This window comes from Pedobacter sp. AC402 (genome assembly GCF_979252805.1).
Genome location: NZ_CEEDAI010000007.1, coordinates 329,993 through 344,266, shown reverse-complemented (window position 1 = coordinate 344,266; position 14,274 = coordinate 329,993). Strand labels below are relative to the sequence as shown.

General features: G+C 36.4%; 12 protein-coding genes and 1 pseudogene. 7 read left to right on the top strand and 6 right to left on the bottom strand.

All coding sequences use genetic code 11. The features are described from left to right. Positions 1–18 precede the first annotated feature (18 nt). Positions 19–1,696, top strand: a pseudogene (locus tag AC0IWE_RS08180) (sodium/sugar symporter). Positions 1,697–1,832: 136 nt separating this feature from the next. Here AC0IWE_RS08180 and AC0IWE_RS08175 read toward each other — a convergent pair. The 3 genes from AC0IWE_RS08175 to AC0IWE_RS08165 all read right to left on the bottom strand — a co-directional run bounded on the left by AC0IWE_RS08175 (position 1,833) and on the right by AC0IWE_RS08165 (position 3,567). Beyond that, on the bottom strand, positions 1,833–2,738 hold the full coding sequence (locus AC0IWE_RS08175; RefSeq protein ID WP_471792661.1) for a cation:proton antiporter: 906 nt from the start codon (positions 2,736–2,738) through the stop codon (positions 1,833–1,835). Beyond that, on the bottom strand, positions 2,696–3,085 hold the full coding sequence (locus tag AC0IWE_RS08170) for a cation:proton antiporter domain-containing protein (RefSeq protein WP_471792660.1): 390 nt from the start codon (positions 3,083–3,085) through the stop codon (positions 2,696–2,698). Before AC0IWE_RS08170 ends, AC0IWE_RS08175 begins: the two co-directional genes overlap by 43 nt. A 167-nt stretch (positions 3,086–3,252) precedes the next feature. Further along, positions 3,253–3,567 carry an RNA recognition motif domain-containing protein gene (locus AC0IWE_RS08165; RefSeq protein WP_055905448.1) on the bottom strand — a complete coding sequence of 105 codons (315 nt, stop codon included), beginning with the start codon at positions 3,565–3,567 and terminating at the stop codon, positions 3,253–3,255. Between the two features lie 218 nt (positions 3,568–3,785). Between AC0IWE_RS08165 and AC0IWE_RS08160 the strand changes: the two genes are divergently transcribed. The 5 genes from AC0IWE_RS08160 to AC0IWE_RS08140 all read left to right on the top strand — a co-directional run bounded on the left by AC0IWE_RS08160 (position 3,786) and on the right by AC0IWE_RS08140 (position 10,093). Next, positions 3,786–5,171: a sialate O-acetylesterase gene (locus AC0IWE_RS08160; protein WP_471792659.1), complete on the top strand. Its 1,386-nt coding sequence runs from the start codon at positions 3,786–3,788 to the stop codon at positions 5,169–5,171. Continuing rightward, on the top strand, positions 5,171–5,773 hold the full coding sequence (locus AC0IWE_RS08155) for a hypothetical protein (RefSeq protein ID WP_471792658.1): 603 nt from the start codon (positions 5,171–5,173) through the stop codon (positions 5,771–5,773). Before AC0IWE_RS08160 ends, AC0IWE_RS08155 begins: the two co-directional genes overlap by 1 nt. 114 nt (positions 5,774–5,887) lie before the next feature. After that, entirely contained in the window at positions 5,888–6,280 is a 393-nt protein-coding gene (locus tag AC0IWE_RS08150; protein ID WP_471792657.1) for a nuclear transport factor 2 family protein, read from the top strand. 361 nt (positions 6,281–6,641) lie between these two features. Beyond that, complete coding sequence (locus tag AC0IWE_RS08145) at positions 6,642–9,155, top strand: beta-L-arabinofuranosidase domain-containing protein (RefSeq protein ID WP_471792656.1); 2,514 nt, start codon at positions 6,642–6,644, stop codon at positions 9,153–9,155. Between the two features lie 74 nt (positions 9,156–9,229). Continuing rightward, positions 9,230–10,093: an OmpA family protein gene (locus tag AC0IWE_RS08140; protein WP_055905436.1), complete on the top strand. Its 864-nt coding sequence runs from the start codon at positions 9,230–9,232 to the stop codon at positions 10,091–10,093. Between the two features lie 513 nt (positions 10,094–10,606). Here AC0IWE_RS08140 and AC0IWE_RS08135 read toward each other — a convergent pair. Both AC0IWE_RS08135 and AC0IWE_RS08130 read right to left on the bottom strand, forming a co-directional pair. Then, positions 10,607–11,245 carry a YciE/YciF ferroxidase family protein gene (locus AC0IWE_RS08135; protein WP_471792655.1) on the bottom strand — a complete coding sequence of 213 codons (639 nt, stop codon included), beginning with the start codon at positions 11,243–11,245 and terminating at the stop codon, positions 10,607–10,609. 146 nt (positions 11,246–11,391) lie between these two features. Next, positions 11,392–11,592: a DUF3606 domain-containing protein gene (locus tag AC0IWE_RS08130; protein ID WP_471792654.1), complete on the bottom strand. Its 201-nt coding sequence runs from the start codon at positions 11,590–11,592 to the stop codon at positions 11,392–11,394. 370 nt (positions 11,593–11,962) lie between these two features. On the opposite strand from AC0IWE_RS08130, the gene AC0IWE_RS08125 reads away from it, so the two are divergent. After that, positions 11,963–12,184, top strand: coding sequence for a cold shock domain-containing protein (locus AC0IWE_RS08125; protein ID WP_471792653.1), 222 nt, complete (start codon positions 11,963–11,965; stop codon positions 12,182–12,184). Here the strand turns inward: AC0IWE_RS08125 and AC0IWE_RS08120 are convergent. Next, positions 12,168–14,033, bottom strand: a complete 1,866-nt coding sequence (locus AC0IWE_RS08120; RefSeq protein ID WP_471792652.1) for a PAS domain-containing sensor histidine kinase — start codon at positions 14,031–14,033, stop codon at positions 12,168–12,170. The genes AC0IWE_RS08125 and AC0IWE_RS08120 overlap by 17 nt on opposite strands. Positions 14,034–14,274 lie beyond the last annotated feature (241 nt).

The following is a 14,274-nucleotide window of genomic DNA, read 5'->3' as shown; positions in this document are numbered from 1 at the left end:
ACTAACCAAAATAAATCAATGAAAAACAATTTATTAGACACGAAAGATTACATTGTATTTGCAGTCTATTTCGTTATTGTAGCGGCTTATGGGCTCTACATTTACAATAAGAAAAAATCAGAATCCACAGGTTCCAAAGATTATTTTCTTGCAGAAGGCTCTTTAACATGGTGGGCCATTGGTGCATCGTTAATTGCATCAAATATCTCTGCAGAGCAGTTTATCGGAATGAGCGGTTCAGGCTTTAAAATGGGTTTGGCCATTGCCACTTACGAATGGATGGGCGCACTAACCTTAGTGGTGGTTGCGGTATTTTTCATTCCCGTATACCTCAAAAACAAAATTGCCACCATGCCGCAGTTTCTGCATCAGCGTTATAACGGTACCGTGGCTATGATTATGGCTGTGTTCTGGTTATTGCTGTATGTGGTGGTTAACCTTACCTCAATCCTTTATTTAGGTGCATTGGCAGTAAGCAGTATTTCTGGTTTCGACCTTAACTTCTGTATGTATGCAATTGCAATTTTTGCCATTATCATTACCCTTGGAGGGATGAAAGTAATTGGTTATACAGATGTAATACAGGTGTTTTTCTTGATTTTAGGCGGCTTGGCAACAACCTACCTGGCTTTAAACCTTGTATCTACCCATTATGGCACAACTGGTATTTTTGAAGGTTATAGTTTAATGACTTCTAAAGCATCAGAACATTTTCACATGATTTTAAAGCCTGATAATGAGAATTATATAGATTTACCAGGATTAAGCGTATTGGTTGGCGGTATGTGGATTGTAAACCTGAATTATTGGGGCTGTAACCAGTACATCACACAACGTGCTTTAGGTGCCAATTTGGAAACTGCGCGGGGTGGTATTCTTTTTGCCGCTTTCTTAAAACTGTTAATGCCAATTATTGTGGTATTGCCAGGTATAGCAGCATATGTTTTATATAAAGATGGTGCATTTCAATCCGAAATGATTCAGGGCGGTTCTGTAAATCCGGATCGTGCTTACCCGGTATTGTTAAACTTGCTTCCTGCCGGATTAAAAAGGACTTTCGTTTGCTGCATTAACAGCTGCCGTTGTAGCTTCATTAGCTGGTAAAGCAAACAGTATTGCCACCATTTTTACTTTGGATATTTATAAAAAAGTTTTAAATGTAGAAGCTTCAGAAAAAAACCTGGTAACAACAGGAAAAATTTCTATTGTTGTGGCTATGTTTCTTGGTGTAATCATTGCACCATTTTTAGGGATTGATAAAAAAGGTGGTTTTCAATACATTCAGGAATATACAGGTTTTGTATCGCCTGGTATTTTTGCCATGTTTATTTTAGGTTTCTTCTGGAAAAGAGCAACATCAGGTGCTGCATTGTTTGCAACCATCGGTGGTTTCGGCTTATCTATTTTCCTTAAATTCCTCCCTAACATGGCCGATCTTTCTTGGTTGTCGAAATCAGGTTTCTCTGTTAAAAATGCAGCTGGCGTATACGAAATTCCATTTTTAGATCGTATGGGCTTCGTATTTATTTTCTGTATTGCAGGTATGTTCATCATCAGTATGGCCAGTAATAAAGCTAAAGCAGAAGAAAAAGGACTTGCAATTGATGCCAAAATGTTCAAAACATCAACTAGCTTTGCAGTAGGTGCACTATTGATTGTTGGCTTATTGGTTGCACTTTACAGTGTGTACTGGTAAACAATTGCTTAATATTTAGAAAAGGGATAAAATCGGAAGATTTTATCCCTTTTTATTTATGATCTTTCCGTAAGATGCTGAAATAGCTTTAGAGTGAAATTTGAACTTGGCAGTTACTTTAGATTGTTAACAGCAATTACTTTTCCTCATCAGTAGCCAGCTTTTTAACCAACCAGGGTAAAGTAAGTCCTTGCCCAATTAGTGTAAAAAGTACCACCACCACCGATATAAATATAATGGCATTACGTTGCGGAAACGCACTTCCATCAGCTAATGTTGCAGGTAATCCAATTGCAATAGCTAATGATACTATTCCGCGCATACCCGACCAGCTGATGATTAAACTATTTTTAAAATCCAATAATGCATCTTCGGTAATCCGGTGTTTCCCTTTCTGAAAAGCTTTTTGTAGATTAAACCTTTGCAGAAAAACACGGGCCATTCTCAATAGTAAAGCCACAACGGTAATTACCAGCGAATAGCCGATATAAGGTAATATATCTCCACTGTTTATGTTTTTATATACATAAGGAAACTGCAATCCGATTAAGATAAAAATGAGTCCGTTCAATAAAAAGATAATGATGTCCCATATATTTTTCGATTGGTTTTTAAGCGCTTCAGGAAATACCATATTACTGAATCTCGATATGCCCAAACCCAGCATCACCACGGCAATTACTCCCGAAACATGTATTTCTTCTGCAATTAAATAGGTTACAAAAGGCATTAACAATAAAAAGCTAATGGTTGCCAGTCGGTTATCATGTATTTTTTCAATAATAAAAGCCAGTATTCTTGCCATTACTACACCCACTAAAAAGCCTCCAACCATTAAAATGGCAAATTCGAGCGATGCTTTCCAGAAAACGAAAGCGGTGCCGGTTACAGCAGCTACAGCAAAACGATATGCTACCAATGCAGAAGCATCATTTACCAAACTTTCGCCCTCCAGTATCGTATTCGTTTTGTGCGATAAACCTAAGCCCTTGGTGATACTCATGGCCGCAACAGCATCTGTAGCCGATAAAATAGCACCCAATACAAAAGATATCGGCCAACTGGTCCAGGGATCATGTAATGTGCAACCACAGCAATGCCAATAGCGGTTATAAATACCAGTGTTATGGCCAGCGCAAATATGGTATTGATATTCGTTTTAAATTCCTTAAACGAAATGTTAAAAGCAGCATCGTAAAGCAATGGAGGTAAAAAAATCAGAAAAATAATTTCAGGATTAATATCAATAGGCGGTAAAGAGGGTATAAAACCAACGGCAATACCGGCAACAATCAATAAAATAGGATAGGGGATTTTAATGCGATCGGCAATGGATGAGAGGCCAATCATTACCGCTAAAATAAATATTACAATGGCATAATTTTCCATACTGTTTATGTCGGTTGTTTAATCAGTATCAAAACAACAGGCACAAAATATACGTTTAGTATGGCATTACAAAGTTTTGAGTCAAAAACTAATCAATAGAAGCAAATAAAGATCAGGAACTTCTGTATTATAGATGAAGCAATTTAAAATGACAACATGAAAAAAGATTAACGCTGTAACCTTGGTCTTTTACTTTTAAATGGTTGACTGCCTTGTGGTTTTGCTGTTTTGGCAGGAGTTTCCTCTTCAGAAATTTTAACTGTAATCACGTTGCCTTTAAAAGTTTCCCCATTTAAGGTAGAAACAATATTTTTTGCATCGGGCAGGCTGTATATTTCAAGAAAAGCATAGCCCTTGCACTTTCCCGTTGATCTATCGCGAACAATTTTAATCGTTTCTACTCTACCGTGGAGGCTGGCCAATATTGCCAAATCCATTTCTTGAATATTGTCCGGAAGGCCACCTATAAAAATCTTAACCATTTATGCTTTAATTTGAGAGAACGTCCGGTAGAATTGATCTTAAATCCAGAGCTGTTCTTTTAGACCTGCAAAATAAGCAAAATGATATTCTTACCCAAACTAATTGAATGAATTTTGATTCATTTTTATCATAAATCAATGATCAGCAGATATATGTATTGATGTTGAGCCACAGAAAATGTACATTCGCTTTCTAATCATCAAAAAATAGGTAATATATGAGCAACTATAGGTTAAAATCTGTAATTCTAATCGCGTTTCTAGTATTCAGTTCAAAGTTTATACAAGCTAAAATTTTATTGCCTTCGGTTTTCAGTGATAATATGGTTTTGCAGCAAAAAACGAATGCAGCCATTTGGGGTAAAGCCACTGCTGGTAAAGCTGTTAAAATAAATGTATCATGGAATAAAGTAAATTATGGAACCATAACCGATGCCAACGGCAACTGGAAAATTAAAGTTGCAACGCCCGCTTACGGTGGCCCATACACCATCACCATTTCTGATGGCGAATTACTTGTGCTTAATAACGTACTAATTGGTGATGTTTGGATTTGTTCAGGCCAGTCGAATATGGAAATGCCCCTCGCCGGATGGGGTAAAATTCTTAATTATGAAAAAGAAATTGCCGATGCTAAATACCCAAATATCCGTTTGTTGCAGGCAGAGCACATCACCAGTAATGTTCCTTTGAATGATGCTAAAGTCGCAAATAATGGCTGGCAGGAATGTAGCCCTAAATACATTGCCGAATTTTCTTCTACAGCTTATTTCTTTGCCAGGGAAGTTTACGAAAAAACAAAAATTCCGATCGGATTGATACATACCTCCTGGGGAGGAACAATTGCCGAAGCCTGGACAAGTGCCGAATCACTTAAAAAAATGACCGATTTTTCTGCCGCAGTCGATAAGATTAAAGCAGAAGCTACAAATCCTTCAACTGTTTCTTACGAGGAAAAATTGCAAAACTGGATTAAAATAACCACCGATAAAGATTCGGGATATCAGGCCGGACAGTTAAAATGGGCCACCGCAGAAACCACCAATTGGAAAAGCATGAATTTGCCAACCTTATGGGAAGATGCAGCACTTAAAAATTTCGATGGTATCGTATGGTTTAGCAAAACGATTACCATCCCTCAAAATTGGAAAACAAGTGGCATCAAATTGAGTTTAGGTGCCATTGATGATAATGATATCACCTATGTTAATGGTGTAAAAGTTGGCGAAACAGCAGGATGGAGCCTCGCCCGTACCTATACCATTCCTGCAGATTTACTTAAACCAGGCGAGAATATTATAACCGTAAGGGTTTTTGATAGCAGTGGTGGCGGTGGTATATATGGTGAAGCCAAAGAATTGAATTTAACCAATAATGCAGGAGAAAAAATTTCATTAACCGGCGATTGGAAATATAAAGTTGGCCTTGATTTTAAAAATATAGCAGCAAAACCCTATGAAGACAATGGCCCTAACCGCCCAACCGTTTTGTATAACGCCATGTTGCACCCTTATCTCCAGTTTTCAATAAAAGGTGCCATTTGGTATCAGGGAGAAAGCAATGCCGATGAAGAGCTTATCAATACCGTGATTTGTTTCCTATAATGATTAAAGATTGGCGTCAGAAATGGGGACAAGGCGATTTTCCATTTTATTTTGTGCAACTGGCTAATTTTATGCAGGTAGATAACACTCCGGTAGAATCGGCATGGGCCGAATTGAGAGAAGCACAGCAAAAAACACTGGCATTATCAAATACAGGTATGGCCACCATTATCGATATTGGCGAAGCAAAAGATATTCACCCTAAAAATAAACAGGAAGTAGGCAGAAGATTGGGATTAATTGCGCTTGCTAAAACTTACGGACAAAAAAATAACTATTCAGGTCCTGTTTACCAAAGCAGTAAAACCGAGGGGAAACAGATTCGGTTGTCTTTTTTAAATACGCAAAACGGATTAAAGGCCGGTGGTGATAAAGAATTAACAGGTTTTGCCATTGCAGGGGCTGATAAAAAGTTTTATTGGGCAAAAGCAAGCATTCAAGGCAATCAGGTGGTAGTGAGTAGCAGCCTGGTGGCAAATCCTGTTGCCGTCCGCTACGCCTGGGGAAATAATCCGATATCCAATCTTGTTAGTAACGATGATTTGCCAGCTTCGCCATTTAGAACCGATACCTGGCAGGGCATTACCTTCGGAAAGAAATAATTTACTTAAAATTTGTGCAATTTGTGTGTGTAAATCCGTGTAATGCAGGCAATATTTAAAGTTCCATAATTCTTTGTGGCTTACTTTTATACTTTTACTGCCTAACCGGAAATTATGCCAAACACTTTATCCGATCAGGAAACAATTCTTCTGATTGCCGAGCTTGAAGAAAAATTACTAGATGGGTTTAAAAAAACAGATCTGCCAACACTCGATTTGTTGTTTGCCGATGGAATGCTTTTTCATGATCAATATGGTAACGTACTGGATAAGGAAATGGATATGGAGGCTTATCGAACCGGTATGATCAGGATCAATAAAATCGATGTATCCAGGCGCGAGATACGTGTTTTCGAATCCATAGTTATTGTTTCGGCATGCCTGTTTATAAAGGGAAGTTATTCGGATATTTTACTCAATGGCAAATACCAGTGGTTACGTGTTTGGGGGAAAGTGCGCGAAGAATGGAAAGTAATTTCGGCCAGCTGCACCAGCATTTCTGTATAAAAGATTAGCTAAAAAATAAGAACGGGGAATAACCAATGGCTACCCCCCGATTCTAAATTAACGCTCTCTAAATCTAATATAAAACTAATCTCATCTTCTACCAAACTCACGGTTAGTTGGCACTAAAATTAGCCCACAACCAAGAGGTAAAATTGATGAATAAAGAATAATAGTTGTAAAATACTACCTAACTAACTGTGCAAATTATTTATTTAACCAATTGCGGTAATGAGCTGTTCAGCAAGGTTTTTCAAGATCAGTATTTGATTGAGATTATTTAAAAGGTAGTTTAGTAAAACGTTTTATTATTCGTTCATAATGATTAGTTTTATGGCATAATGATCTAACCAATAATCCCTTTATGAAAAAAGTAGTAACCTCAATTTGTTTCTTGGTTTCCTGTATATCCATTAATACCTTAAAAGCGCAAAATTTAACCGAATTTAATAAAACACCATTAAAACAAGGCGTTTATGTACAATTGCCAATAGGCAGCATAAAAGCCAAAGGATGGTTGTTAAAACAGCTTGAGCAACAAAGGGATGGGGCAACTGGTATGGCAGAAGAACTCTATCCGGAAAAAGATAATTTAGGAAAAGATTCTGATTGGCTCGGCGGAGATGGTAATGGATGGGAACGTGTACCATATTACGTTAAAGGTTTGGTGGCTTTAGCTTACACCTTAGATGATGCTGCCCTTAAAGCAAAGGCTCAAAAATATATCGAATGGACTTTAAACAGTCAGCAAACCAATGGATTGTTCGGCCCGCCAAAAATGAAAGATTGGTGGCCACGCATGCCAATGATGTATGCGCTGCAAAGTTATTACGAAGCTACAAACGATAAAAGGGTAATTCCTTTTTTATCTAAATATTTTAAATACGAACTGGCAAATCTCGATGCCGATCCATTAAAAGAGTGGGGAAAATCCAGAGCTGGTGATAACATGGAAATTGCCATTTGGCTTTACAATAAAACAGGAGATCAGGACCTGTTAAAATTGGTAGAAAAATTAAAGCAGCAGGCTTACCCCTGGATCGATATTTACACCAATAATGAGTTTTACTTTTATGGTGATGATTTTCAGCCAAAACATATGGTAAATGTTGCTCAGGCATTAAAATTTCCAGTTGTTTACGCACAATTAGAGGATAATTTAACAAACCGGGATGCACTGGCCAAAGGCATAAAACACATTATGCACGATCATGGTCAACCAGAAGGCTTAGGTTCGGGTACAGAATTTTTGGCAGGCACCAGTAGTGTAGAAGGTGTAGAAACCTGCACAGTGGTAGAATGGATGCAAAGTTTAGAAACAGCTGCAAAAGTGCTTCATGATGCAAACATTGGCGATCAGTTGGAAAAAGTAGCATTTAATGCCTTACCCGCTCAGTTTAGCAGAGATTTTAAAAATCATTCTTATTACACCCTGCCAAATCAGGTACAAAGCGTGCATGGAGAACATGGTTTTAATCAGGATTATAGTTCCGGTATTGTTTCCAGTCCCTATTCTGGTTATGGCTGTTGCCGTTATAATATGCACATGGGTTGGCCATACTTTGTTAAAAGTAGCGTGGTAGCAACACCCGATCATGGCCTTGCAATAATTACTTACGGACCAATGGAGATTGAAACGTTGGTTGCCGGAAATAAAAAAGTAAAAATTAGCGAAGAAACAAATTATCCTTTTGAAGAACAGATCAAACTAAAAATTAATCTTCAAACTTCAACAGCATTCCCGCTTATCTTAAGAATTCCGTCATGGAGTGTAAAACCAACAATTTCCTTAAATGGCAAAATACTAACTGGTATAAAAGCTGGAGAAATGTTTACAATTAACCGCCAATGGAAAGATCAGGATCAATTGACACTTGATTTTCCTATGGAAATCGCCTCGCAAAAACAGGTAAATAACTCGGTAAGTATCACACGTGGCCCTATTGTGTATGCCCTCGAAATAAAAGCTTCAAATAATATTACCAAAACGCATCCTGTACCTGGTTTTACAGATTATGAAATACGGCCGGAATCAGCATGGAATTATGGTTTATCTTTAAGTAACGGCAACCTCAATCACGCAGTTAAAGTAGTAAGATCAACCATGACTGAAAATCCTTTTATTGCAACAAATTCTCCGGTAAAATTAAAAGTGATGGGTAAAAAAATTCCATCCTGGGGCATGGGTTACAATAAGGTTTCAGCCTTTGATGTGCCTTACAGCCCCGTTATATCAAATGAAAAGGATGAAGAAATTACCTTGGTACCTTATGGATCTGAAAATATCCGTTTAAGCTGTTTTCCGGTAATTGGTCAGCCTAAAAAAGTGAATAAGACTTTAACAGAAAATTTTGAAAATGGAATGGCTTCTGATTGGGTTTTTTATGGTGGCGGTTGGTTCTGGAAAGATGGTCAGGTAAATTCAGCTTCAAATGCAGGTTCAGGCGGTTATGGCATAAACGGTGCTAAATATGTGGCCAATGGAACAGATTTTAAAGACTTTACCTATCAGGCCGATGTTAAAATTAATACTGCTGGCGATGCAGGCCTGATGTTCAGGGTCTCTAATCCGGCAATTGGTGCTGATGCCTATGAAGGTTATTATGTTGGTTTGAATCAACTTAATGGTACCGTACAGATAGGAAAGGCGAGCGATCAAAAATGGATTGTTCTGAACTCGGGAAAATACCCGGTTGAGATGAACAAAATGTATACTTTAAAGATAGTGGCCAAAGGGGATAAATTTGATGTTTTTATTAACGGATCAGCGAAACCAATACTATCTGCAACAGATGCCCAATACAAATCTGGTAGCATAGGTTTAAGAGCTTACAAAGCTTTGGCCAGCTTTGATTCTGTTAAGATTAACGCTTTTTAACACCACATAAACACGATAAAAAACATTGCGGCAAGGAATTTGTTAACGTATTATCAATAACTAAAAATAAAATTATGAAATTATACAAATCAATACCACTAATGCTCTTTGGAATTGCACTTGCAGCAGGTTGCGTAAGCAATAAAAAATATGCCGAGCTCCAGGATACTTATTCAAAACTGAGAGAAAGAAATCAGGAACTAAGCAATAAATATCAGGATAGCCAACGCGAATTAAGCGGCACCACCAGCAGAGTTAAAAGTTTAGAAGAGCAGATTGCTTCAGAAAAAGCCAATGTTACCGCTTTACAGGATGCGCTTAACAAATGTTTAAATTCAAGTAGCCAGGGGAATGTAAACATTTCTAAACTGGTTGATGAGATAAACAGTTCGAACAAGTACATTAAACAATTGGTAAATGCTAAAAATAAAAGTGACTCGCTTAATATGGTGTTAACCAATAACTTAACCCGTTCATTAAGTCGTGAAGAACTTGGAGATGTTGATGTTCAGGTACTTAAAGGTGTAGTTTACATCTCTTTGGCTGATAACATGCTGTACAAATCTGGTAGCTATGAAGTATCTGATAAAGCAGGAGAAACCTTAAGTAAAATAGCTAAAATCATTAAAGATTACGATACTTATGATGTTTTAATCGAAGGTAATACAGATAATGTGCCGATTACCCAAACAAATATCCGCAACAACTGGGATTTAAGTGCTTTACGTGCTTCATCAGTTGTACAGGTATTACAAACAAAATATGCGGTTGACCCTAAGCGTTTAACAGCTGGCGGACGTGGAGAATTTAATCCAATTGCCGATAATGCAACAGCAGGAGGTAAGGCCAAAAACAGACGTACCCAAATTATTATTACGCCTAAGTTAGATCAGTTTATGGATCTGATTGGAAAAGCGCCTGAGCAATCTCAAAAATAAATTTTAGATAAAAAAAACAAAAAAGGGTTGAAATTAATATTTCAACCCTTTTTTGTTTATATAATTTGTTGATTGATTCGTATTTAAGTTATAATGGAACGCTGGTTGAAAGCAATTTTATAGCATTTTGTATTCCATACTTCTTTAAAACTTGTGGTTAAATGCAGTAGTATAATTTGTTCTTTCCTATAGCTTTTTAATTCATTGTTTCCTTTAGATTGACGATTTTATCATGCTAAAACAAATGTATTTTTAAAGAAAATCAACATCAAGCCTAAAAACATAAAAAGATACGTAACTAGATCTCGTTCTTCTTTCGTAATTATAAGTATTTTTCGAAAAAGAATAAACTTGGTTGTGCATCCTGAATAAGACCTCGGAACACAAAAAAAGCAATCTGAAAACGATCGCTATTAGCGTTATCTTCAAATTGCTTTCGGTATTGCAACAGCTAAAATTAGAATCGTTACTGTTATTCAATACTAATTATTCAAATGTGAAATAACTGGTGTGTTATTCTGCAGCTGCTTCTTGGTTGATGAAACTTTCAGCAATTTCTGTTAAAGTTACATCTGTGGCTTTTTCATTCTCTAAAGTTTGCGCCAATAAATCAGCCACTTCAGTATGGCCCATATTTTCAGCAAAAACTTTTAAGGTACCGTAAGTAGCAATTTCATAGTGCTCTACTTTTTGCGCGGCTAAAATTAATCCAGCATCGCGAATCATTGTACCTTTTTCTGTTTCTTCAATAATTCCATTGGCCTCTTCCAATAATCCAGCCATGGCTTCGCATTTTTTCGCACTGGCTTTCTCGTCTAAAAGAGAGAATATCTGTACCAATGTTTCAATGTGGGTTTCAGTTTCTGCGGTATGCTTATCAAATGCAGCAGCCAATTCGCTACTGGTTGCAGCTTTTTTCATTTTAGGCAAGGCTTTAGCCAAATGTTGTTCTGCCCAATAAATATCTTTTAATTCATCTACAAAAAACTTGTGGAATTCAGAATCTTCCATTTTACCAGTTTTATTCTGAGGTTTTGTCGAAGATTTTAAATTCGCTGATGATGATTTTGTAGCAGCACTTGCTGTTTTGCTTGCTGCTGTCTTTGCTTTTGTAGCGGTAGACTTTGTGCTTGTTTTTGTTGTGGTTGCCATAATTCTATTTTTTTATAGGTATTTGTATAAAGAACCATGGCTTTTGATAAAAGGTTTAAACAATCTCATATAATAAAAAAAGCATCAACCAATGGCCAATGCTTCTGCGCAAATAAATACAATTTTATAATATAGTTTATAAAGAATTAAGAAATACTGATGGTTTGCTTTTGCTGATTTAAATAAGCAGTTACCTGGTTTAAAGTAATGCATCTTGTTGCCCTTACTGCAGATTTAAGTGCTTCTGATGTTACTCCTAAACGGTCTGCCCAGTAATTTCGGTCTGTTTCTTCAGATAATAAGATGATTTCTTCTTTAATGCCTGATGTTTGGTTGAGATTTTTCATAATTGGGATGATTAATTCGGTAAATAACAATACAAGCTCGTTTTTGTTTTATAAAAATAACTTTTTTTATTTAAAATAACAATATGCTAATCAGTTAGTTGCGTAATTCTTTGTTTTAATACGCTTTTTGCGAATTATTTTATCCTTTAGTAATTATAAATCACCAAGGGATTCATATTTAATCAATTAATACAAACAATTTGCTGATCGGAAGTGTAAAGCATTAGAACAATAATTTTATACTTTATAATGGTTGACTGGAATTCTCGTAAAACGATTTAATAGTACTAAAAGTTGTGCTTATTTTTATGCTGATGTATTTTTAATTCTACGAATTTTTAGTATAATTGTCCACTTTTTATAAAACCTTATGAATGATAGAAGAAACGGAAACGTTACACTGATCGATAATGAACGTGGCTATGGAGTTATTATTGATGCAAATGGCCAGGATATTCAGTTTCTTTTAGCCGAAACCTTAGTCAACATCACTGTGAATTCGAAGGTTACTTTTGAAATTGTACTTACAAGAAACGGATTAATGGCTGCAAACGTAATACTTGATCAGGAATTGGTTAACGTTCGTTCGTAAGCATTTCTTCTACAGGCAAACTAAAGAAGAATGTAGAGCCTTGTCCAAATTTACTTTCTAACCATATTTTGCCTTTATGTCTTTCCATTACCTCGGCACAAATATATAAACCTACCCCAAAGCCCGCTATGGTTTGCGTACTTATACTTTCTACGCGATAAAAACGATCAAAAAGCTTAGGGATATCGCTTTCTTTAATACCAATACCTTCATCTTCAACACTAATAATTGCTTCGCCTTTTTGTTTCTCGCACTTTATGGCAATTAACGATTCTTTTTTCGAGTATTTGGCAGCATTACTGATCAGGTTGTTAATCACATTGCCAATTTTTTCACGGTCTGCATTTACAATAATCTCTTCCAAACCAACAACTTGTATAAAATGACTTGGTAAAATCACCCTGTTTTCTTCAGCTATAGTTTTGATAAGTTCCACCAGATCAAAATCCGTTTTATGCAGTAAAATTTTGCCAGATTCGAGCAGTGATACATTTAAAAAACCATCTATCATCAGCGACATTCTTTTTAACTGTACATTTATTTTATCGAGCGTTTCAATCGTAAAAGAATTATCGGTATCTTTTAGTTTAAATTGTAAAAGCTGTGCGTATGCACTTAAGGCTGTTAAAGGTGTTTTCAATTCATGACTTACCATGCCAATAAAGTCGTTTTTTCTAATCTCATCCTGTTTATGCTCAGTAATATCCAGCACAGCCCCGGCAATGTAAATGGCTTTGCCATCTTCATTATAATAGGCTTTACCTGCCGTTCTTAGCCATTTGGTTTTGGTATTGATACCATTTATATTAATCCGGTATTCTATATTAAAAGCTTTCCGATGGTGCAATGCATATCGGATTCCTCCGGTAAGTGCAGAAAAATCATCAGCGCTGATTAAAGCTTTAGCTTCTTCAATGCTTAAATTATTGCTTTCCAGTTCATAAATTTGTTGTGCCCTATCGGATAACAGCACTTTTCGGCTTTCAATATCTATATTCCAGGAGCCCATTTCTGAAGCATCCATGGCTATTTTGAGGATATCTTTCGCCTTAAGCAACTCTTTTTTAAAATTTACCTGTTCTGTAATGTCCTTAATAATGACTAAAATTCTGGTTACTTCATTTTTGTCGTTTTTTAAAGGTTGGTACATGGCAATAAAAAAGCCATCAGTAAGTGCCGTTGCAATCTTCAACTCATTTAATACCAGGGGCTCACCAGTTTTAAAAATGCCTTTAACACGGTTCAATAGCGATTTTTGTAAACCTAATTCAGGCCTGGCCTCAACTTGGGGTATACCGATGATTTCTTTTCTTGTTTTTCCCCAAAGTTTTAAAATATTATCATTCGCATATTCAGTTACAAGCTCTTTACCTCGCAACACACACATGCCTAAAGGTGCCTGCTCAAAAAAACCTCTAAACCTGGCTTCACTTTCTGATAGCTCCAGTAAAATCTGTTCAATGCCGTTTTCATTCGTTGGTATTTCTTTTAATGAGCAGATGATGTACTCAATAGGCTGGTTGCTTTGTAAAACAGGGGAGAATGCCAGTTCCCAATTTACATTCGGCGAATTGGAATAAATGGGATGAATAATCAGGTTTGCCTCTTCCTTTCGTTCGCTAACCTGATTAACAGTTTCAATCAACAACTCTTTTTCCTGATCGGATATGAGGTTGGGAATAATATTGATATCATAAAAAGCTAAATCTACTCCAATCCGCGCTATTAAATTCCGGTAGACATCATTATGCTCAACAACTACAAGAATTGGTTTTATCTTAAATATAATGATCGGCGATTTAGAATGCTTTAATAGTGCTTTTAAAAAAGAGGAAGTTAAATCGATCATAAATTTAAGTGGCGCTTACCCAAATATACTTCTTAAGACTTTAATTGCCAACCCGTTTGCTGTAATTGTATAACATTTATACTACAAAAACGTCTAACACATGCTATAGGGGCGTATTTTGCTAGAAATTGCACGCTACTTCAACTAAGAAAGGGCTTTTCGCAAAACATTTTCGTTTATTTTACTGTTCAAAAAAAGGGTAGATAGTATTTTCGTTTGCCACCAAATGGTGGCTGTTTGC

Excerpts from the sequence above, each read along its gene's own strand:
- AC0IWE_RS08170 (WP_471792660.1), bottom strand. The coding sequence starts at position 3,085 with ATGGAAAATTATGCCATTGTAATATTTATTTTAGCGGTAATGATTGGC.
- AC0IWE_RS08165 (WP_055905448.1), bottom strand. The coding sequence starts at position 3,567 with ATGGTTAAGATTTTTATAGGTGGCCTTCCGGACAATATTCAAGAAATG.
- AC0IWE_RS08160 (WP_471792659.1), top strand. The coding sequence starts at position 3,786 with ATGAGCAACTATAGGTTAAAATCTGTAATTCTAATCGCGTTTCTAGTA.
- AC0IWE_RS08155 (WP_471792658.1), top strand. The coding sequence starts at position 5,171 with ATGATTAAAGATTGGCGTCAGAAATGGGGACAAGGCGATTTTCCATTT.
- AC0IWE_RS08150 (WP_471792657.1), top strand. The coding sequence starts at position 5,888 with ATGCCAAACACTTTATCCGATCAGGAAACAATTCTTCTGATTGCCGAG.
- AC0IWE_RS08145 (WP_471792656.1), top strand. The coding sequence starts at position 6,642 with ATGAAAAAAGTAGTAACCTCAATTTGTTTCTTGGTTTCCTGTATATCC.
- AC0IWE_RS08140 (WP_055905436.1), top strand. The coding sequence starts at position 9,230 with ATGAAATTATACAAATCAATACCACTAATGCTCTTTGGAATTGCACTT.
- AC0IWE_RS08135 (WP_471792655.1), bottom strand. The coding sequence starts at position 11,245 with ATGGCAACCACAACAAAAACAAGCACAAAGTCTACCGCTACAAAAGCA.
- AC0IWE_RS08130 (WP_471792654.1), bottom strand. The coding sequence starts at position 11,592 with ATGAAAAATCTCAACCAAACATCAGGCATTAAAGAAGAAATCATCTTA.
- AC0IWE_RS08125 (WP_471792653.1), top strand. The coding sequence starts at position 11,963 with ATGAATGATAGAAGAAACGGAAACGTTACACTGATCGATAATGAACGT.
- AC0IWE_RS08120 (WP_471792652.1), bottom strand. The coding sequence starts at position 14,033 with ATGATCGATTTAACTTCCTCTTTTTTAAAAGCACTATTAAAGCATTCT.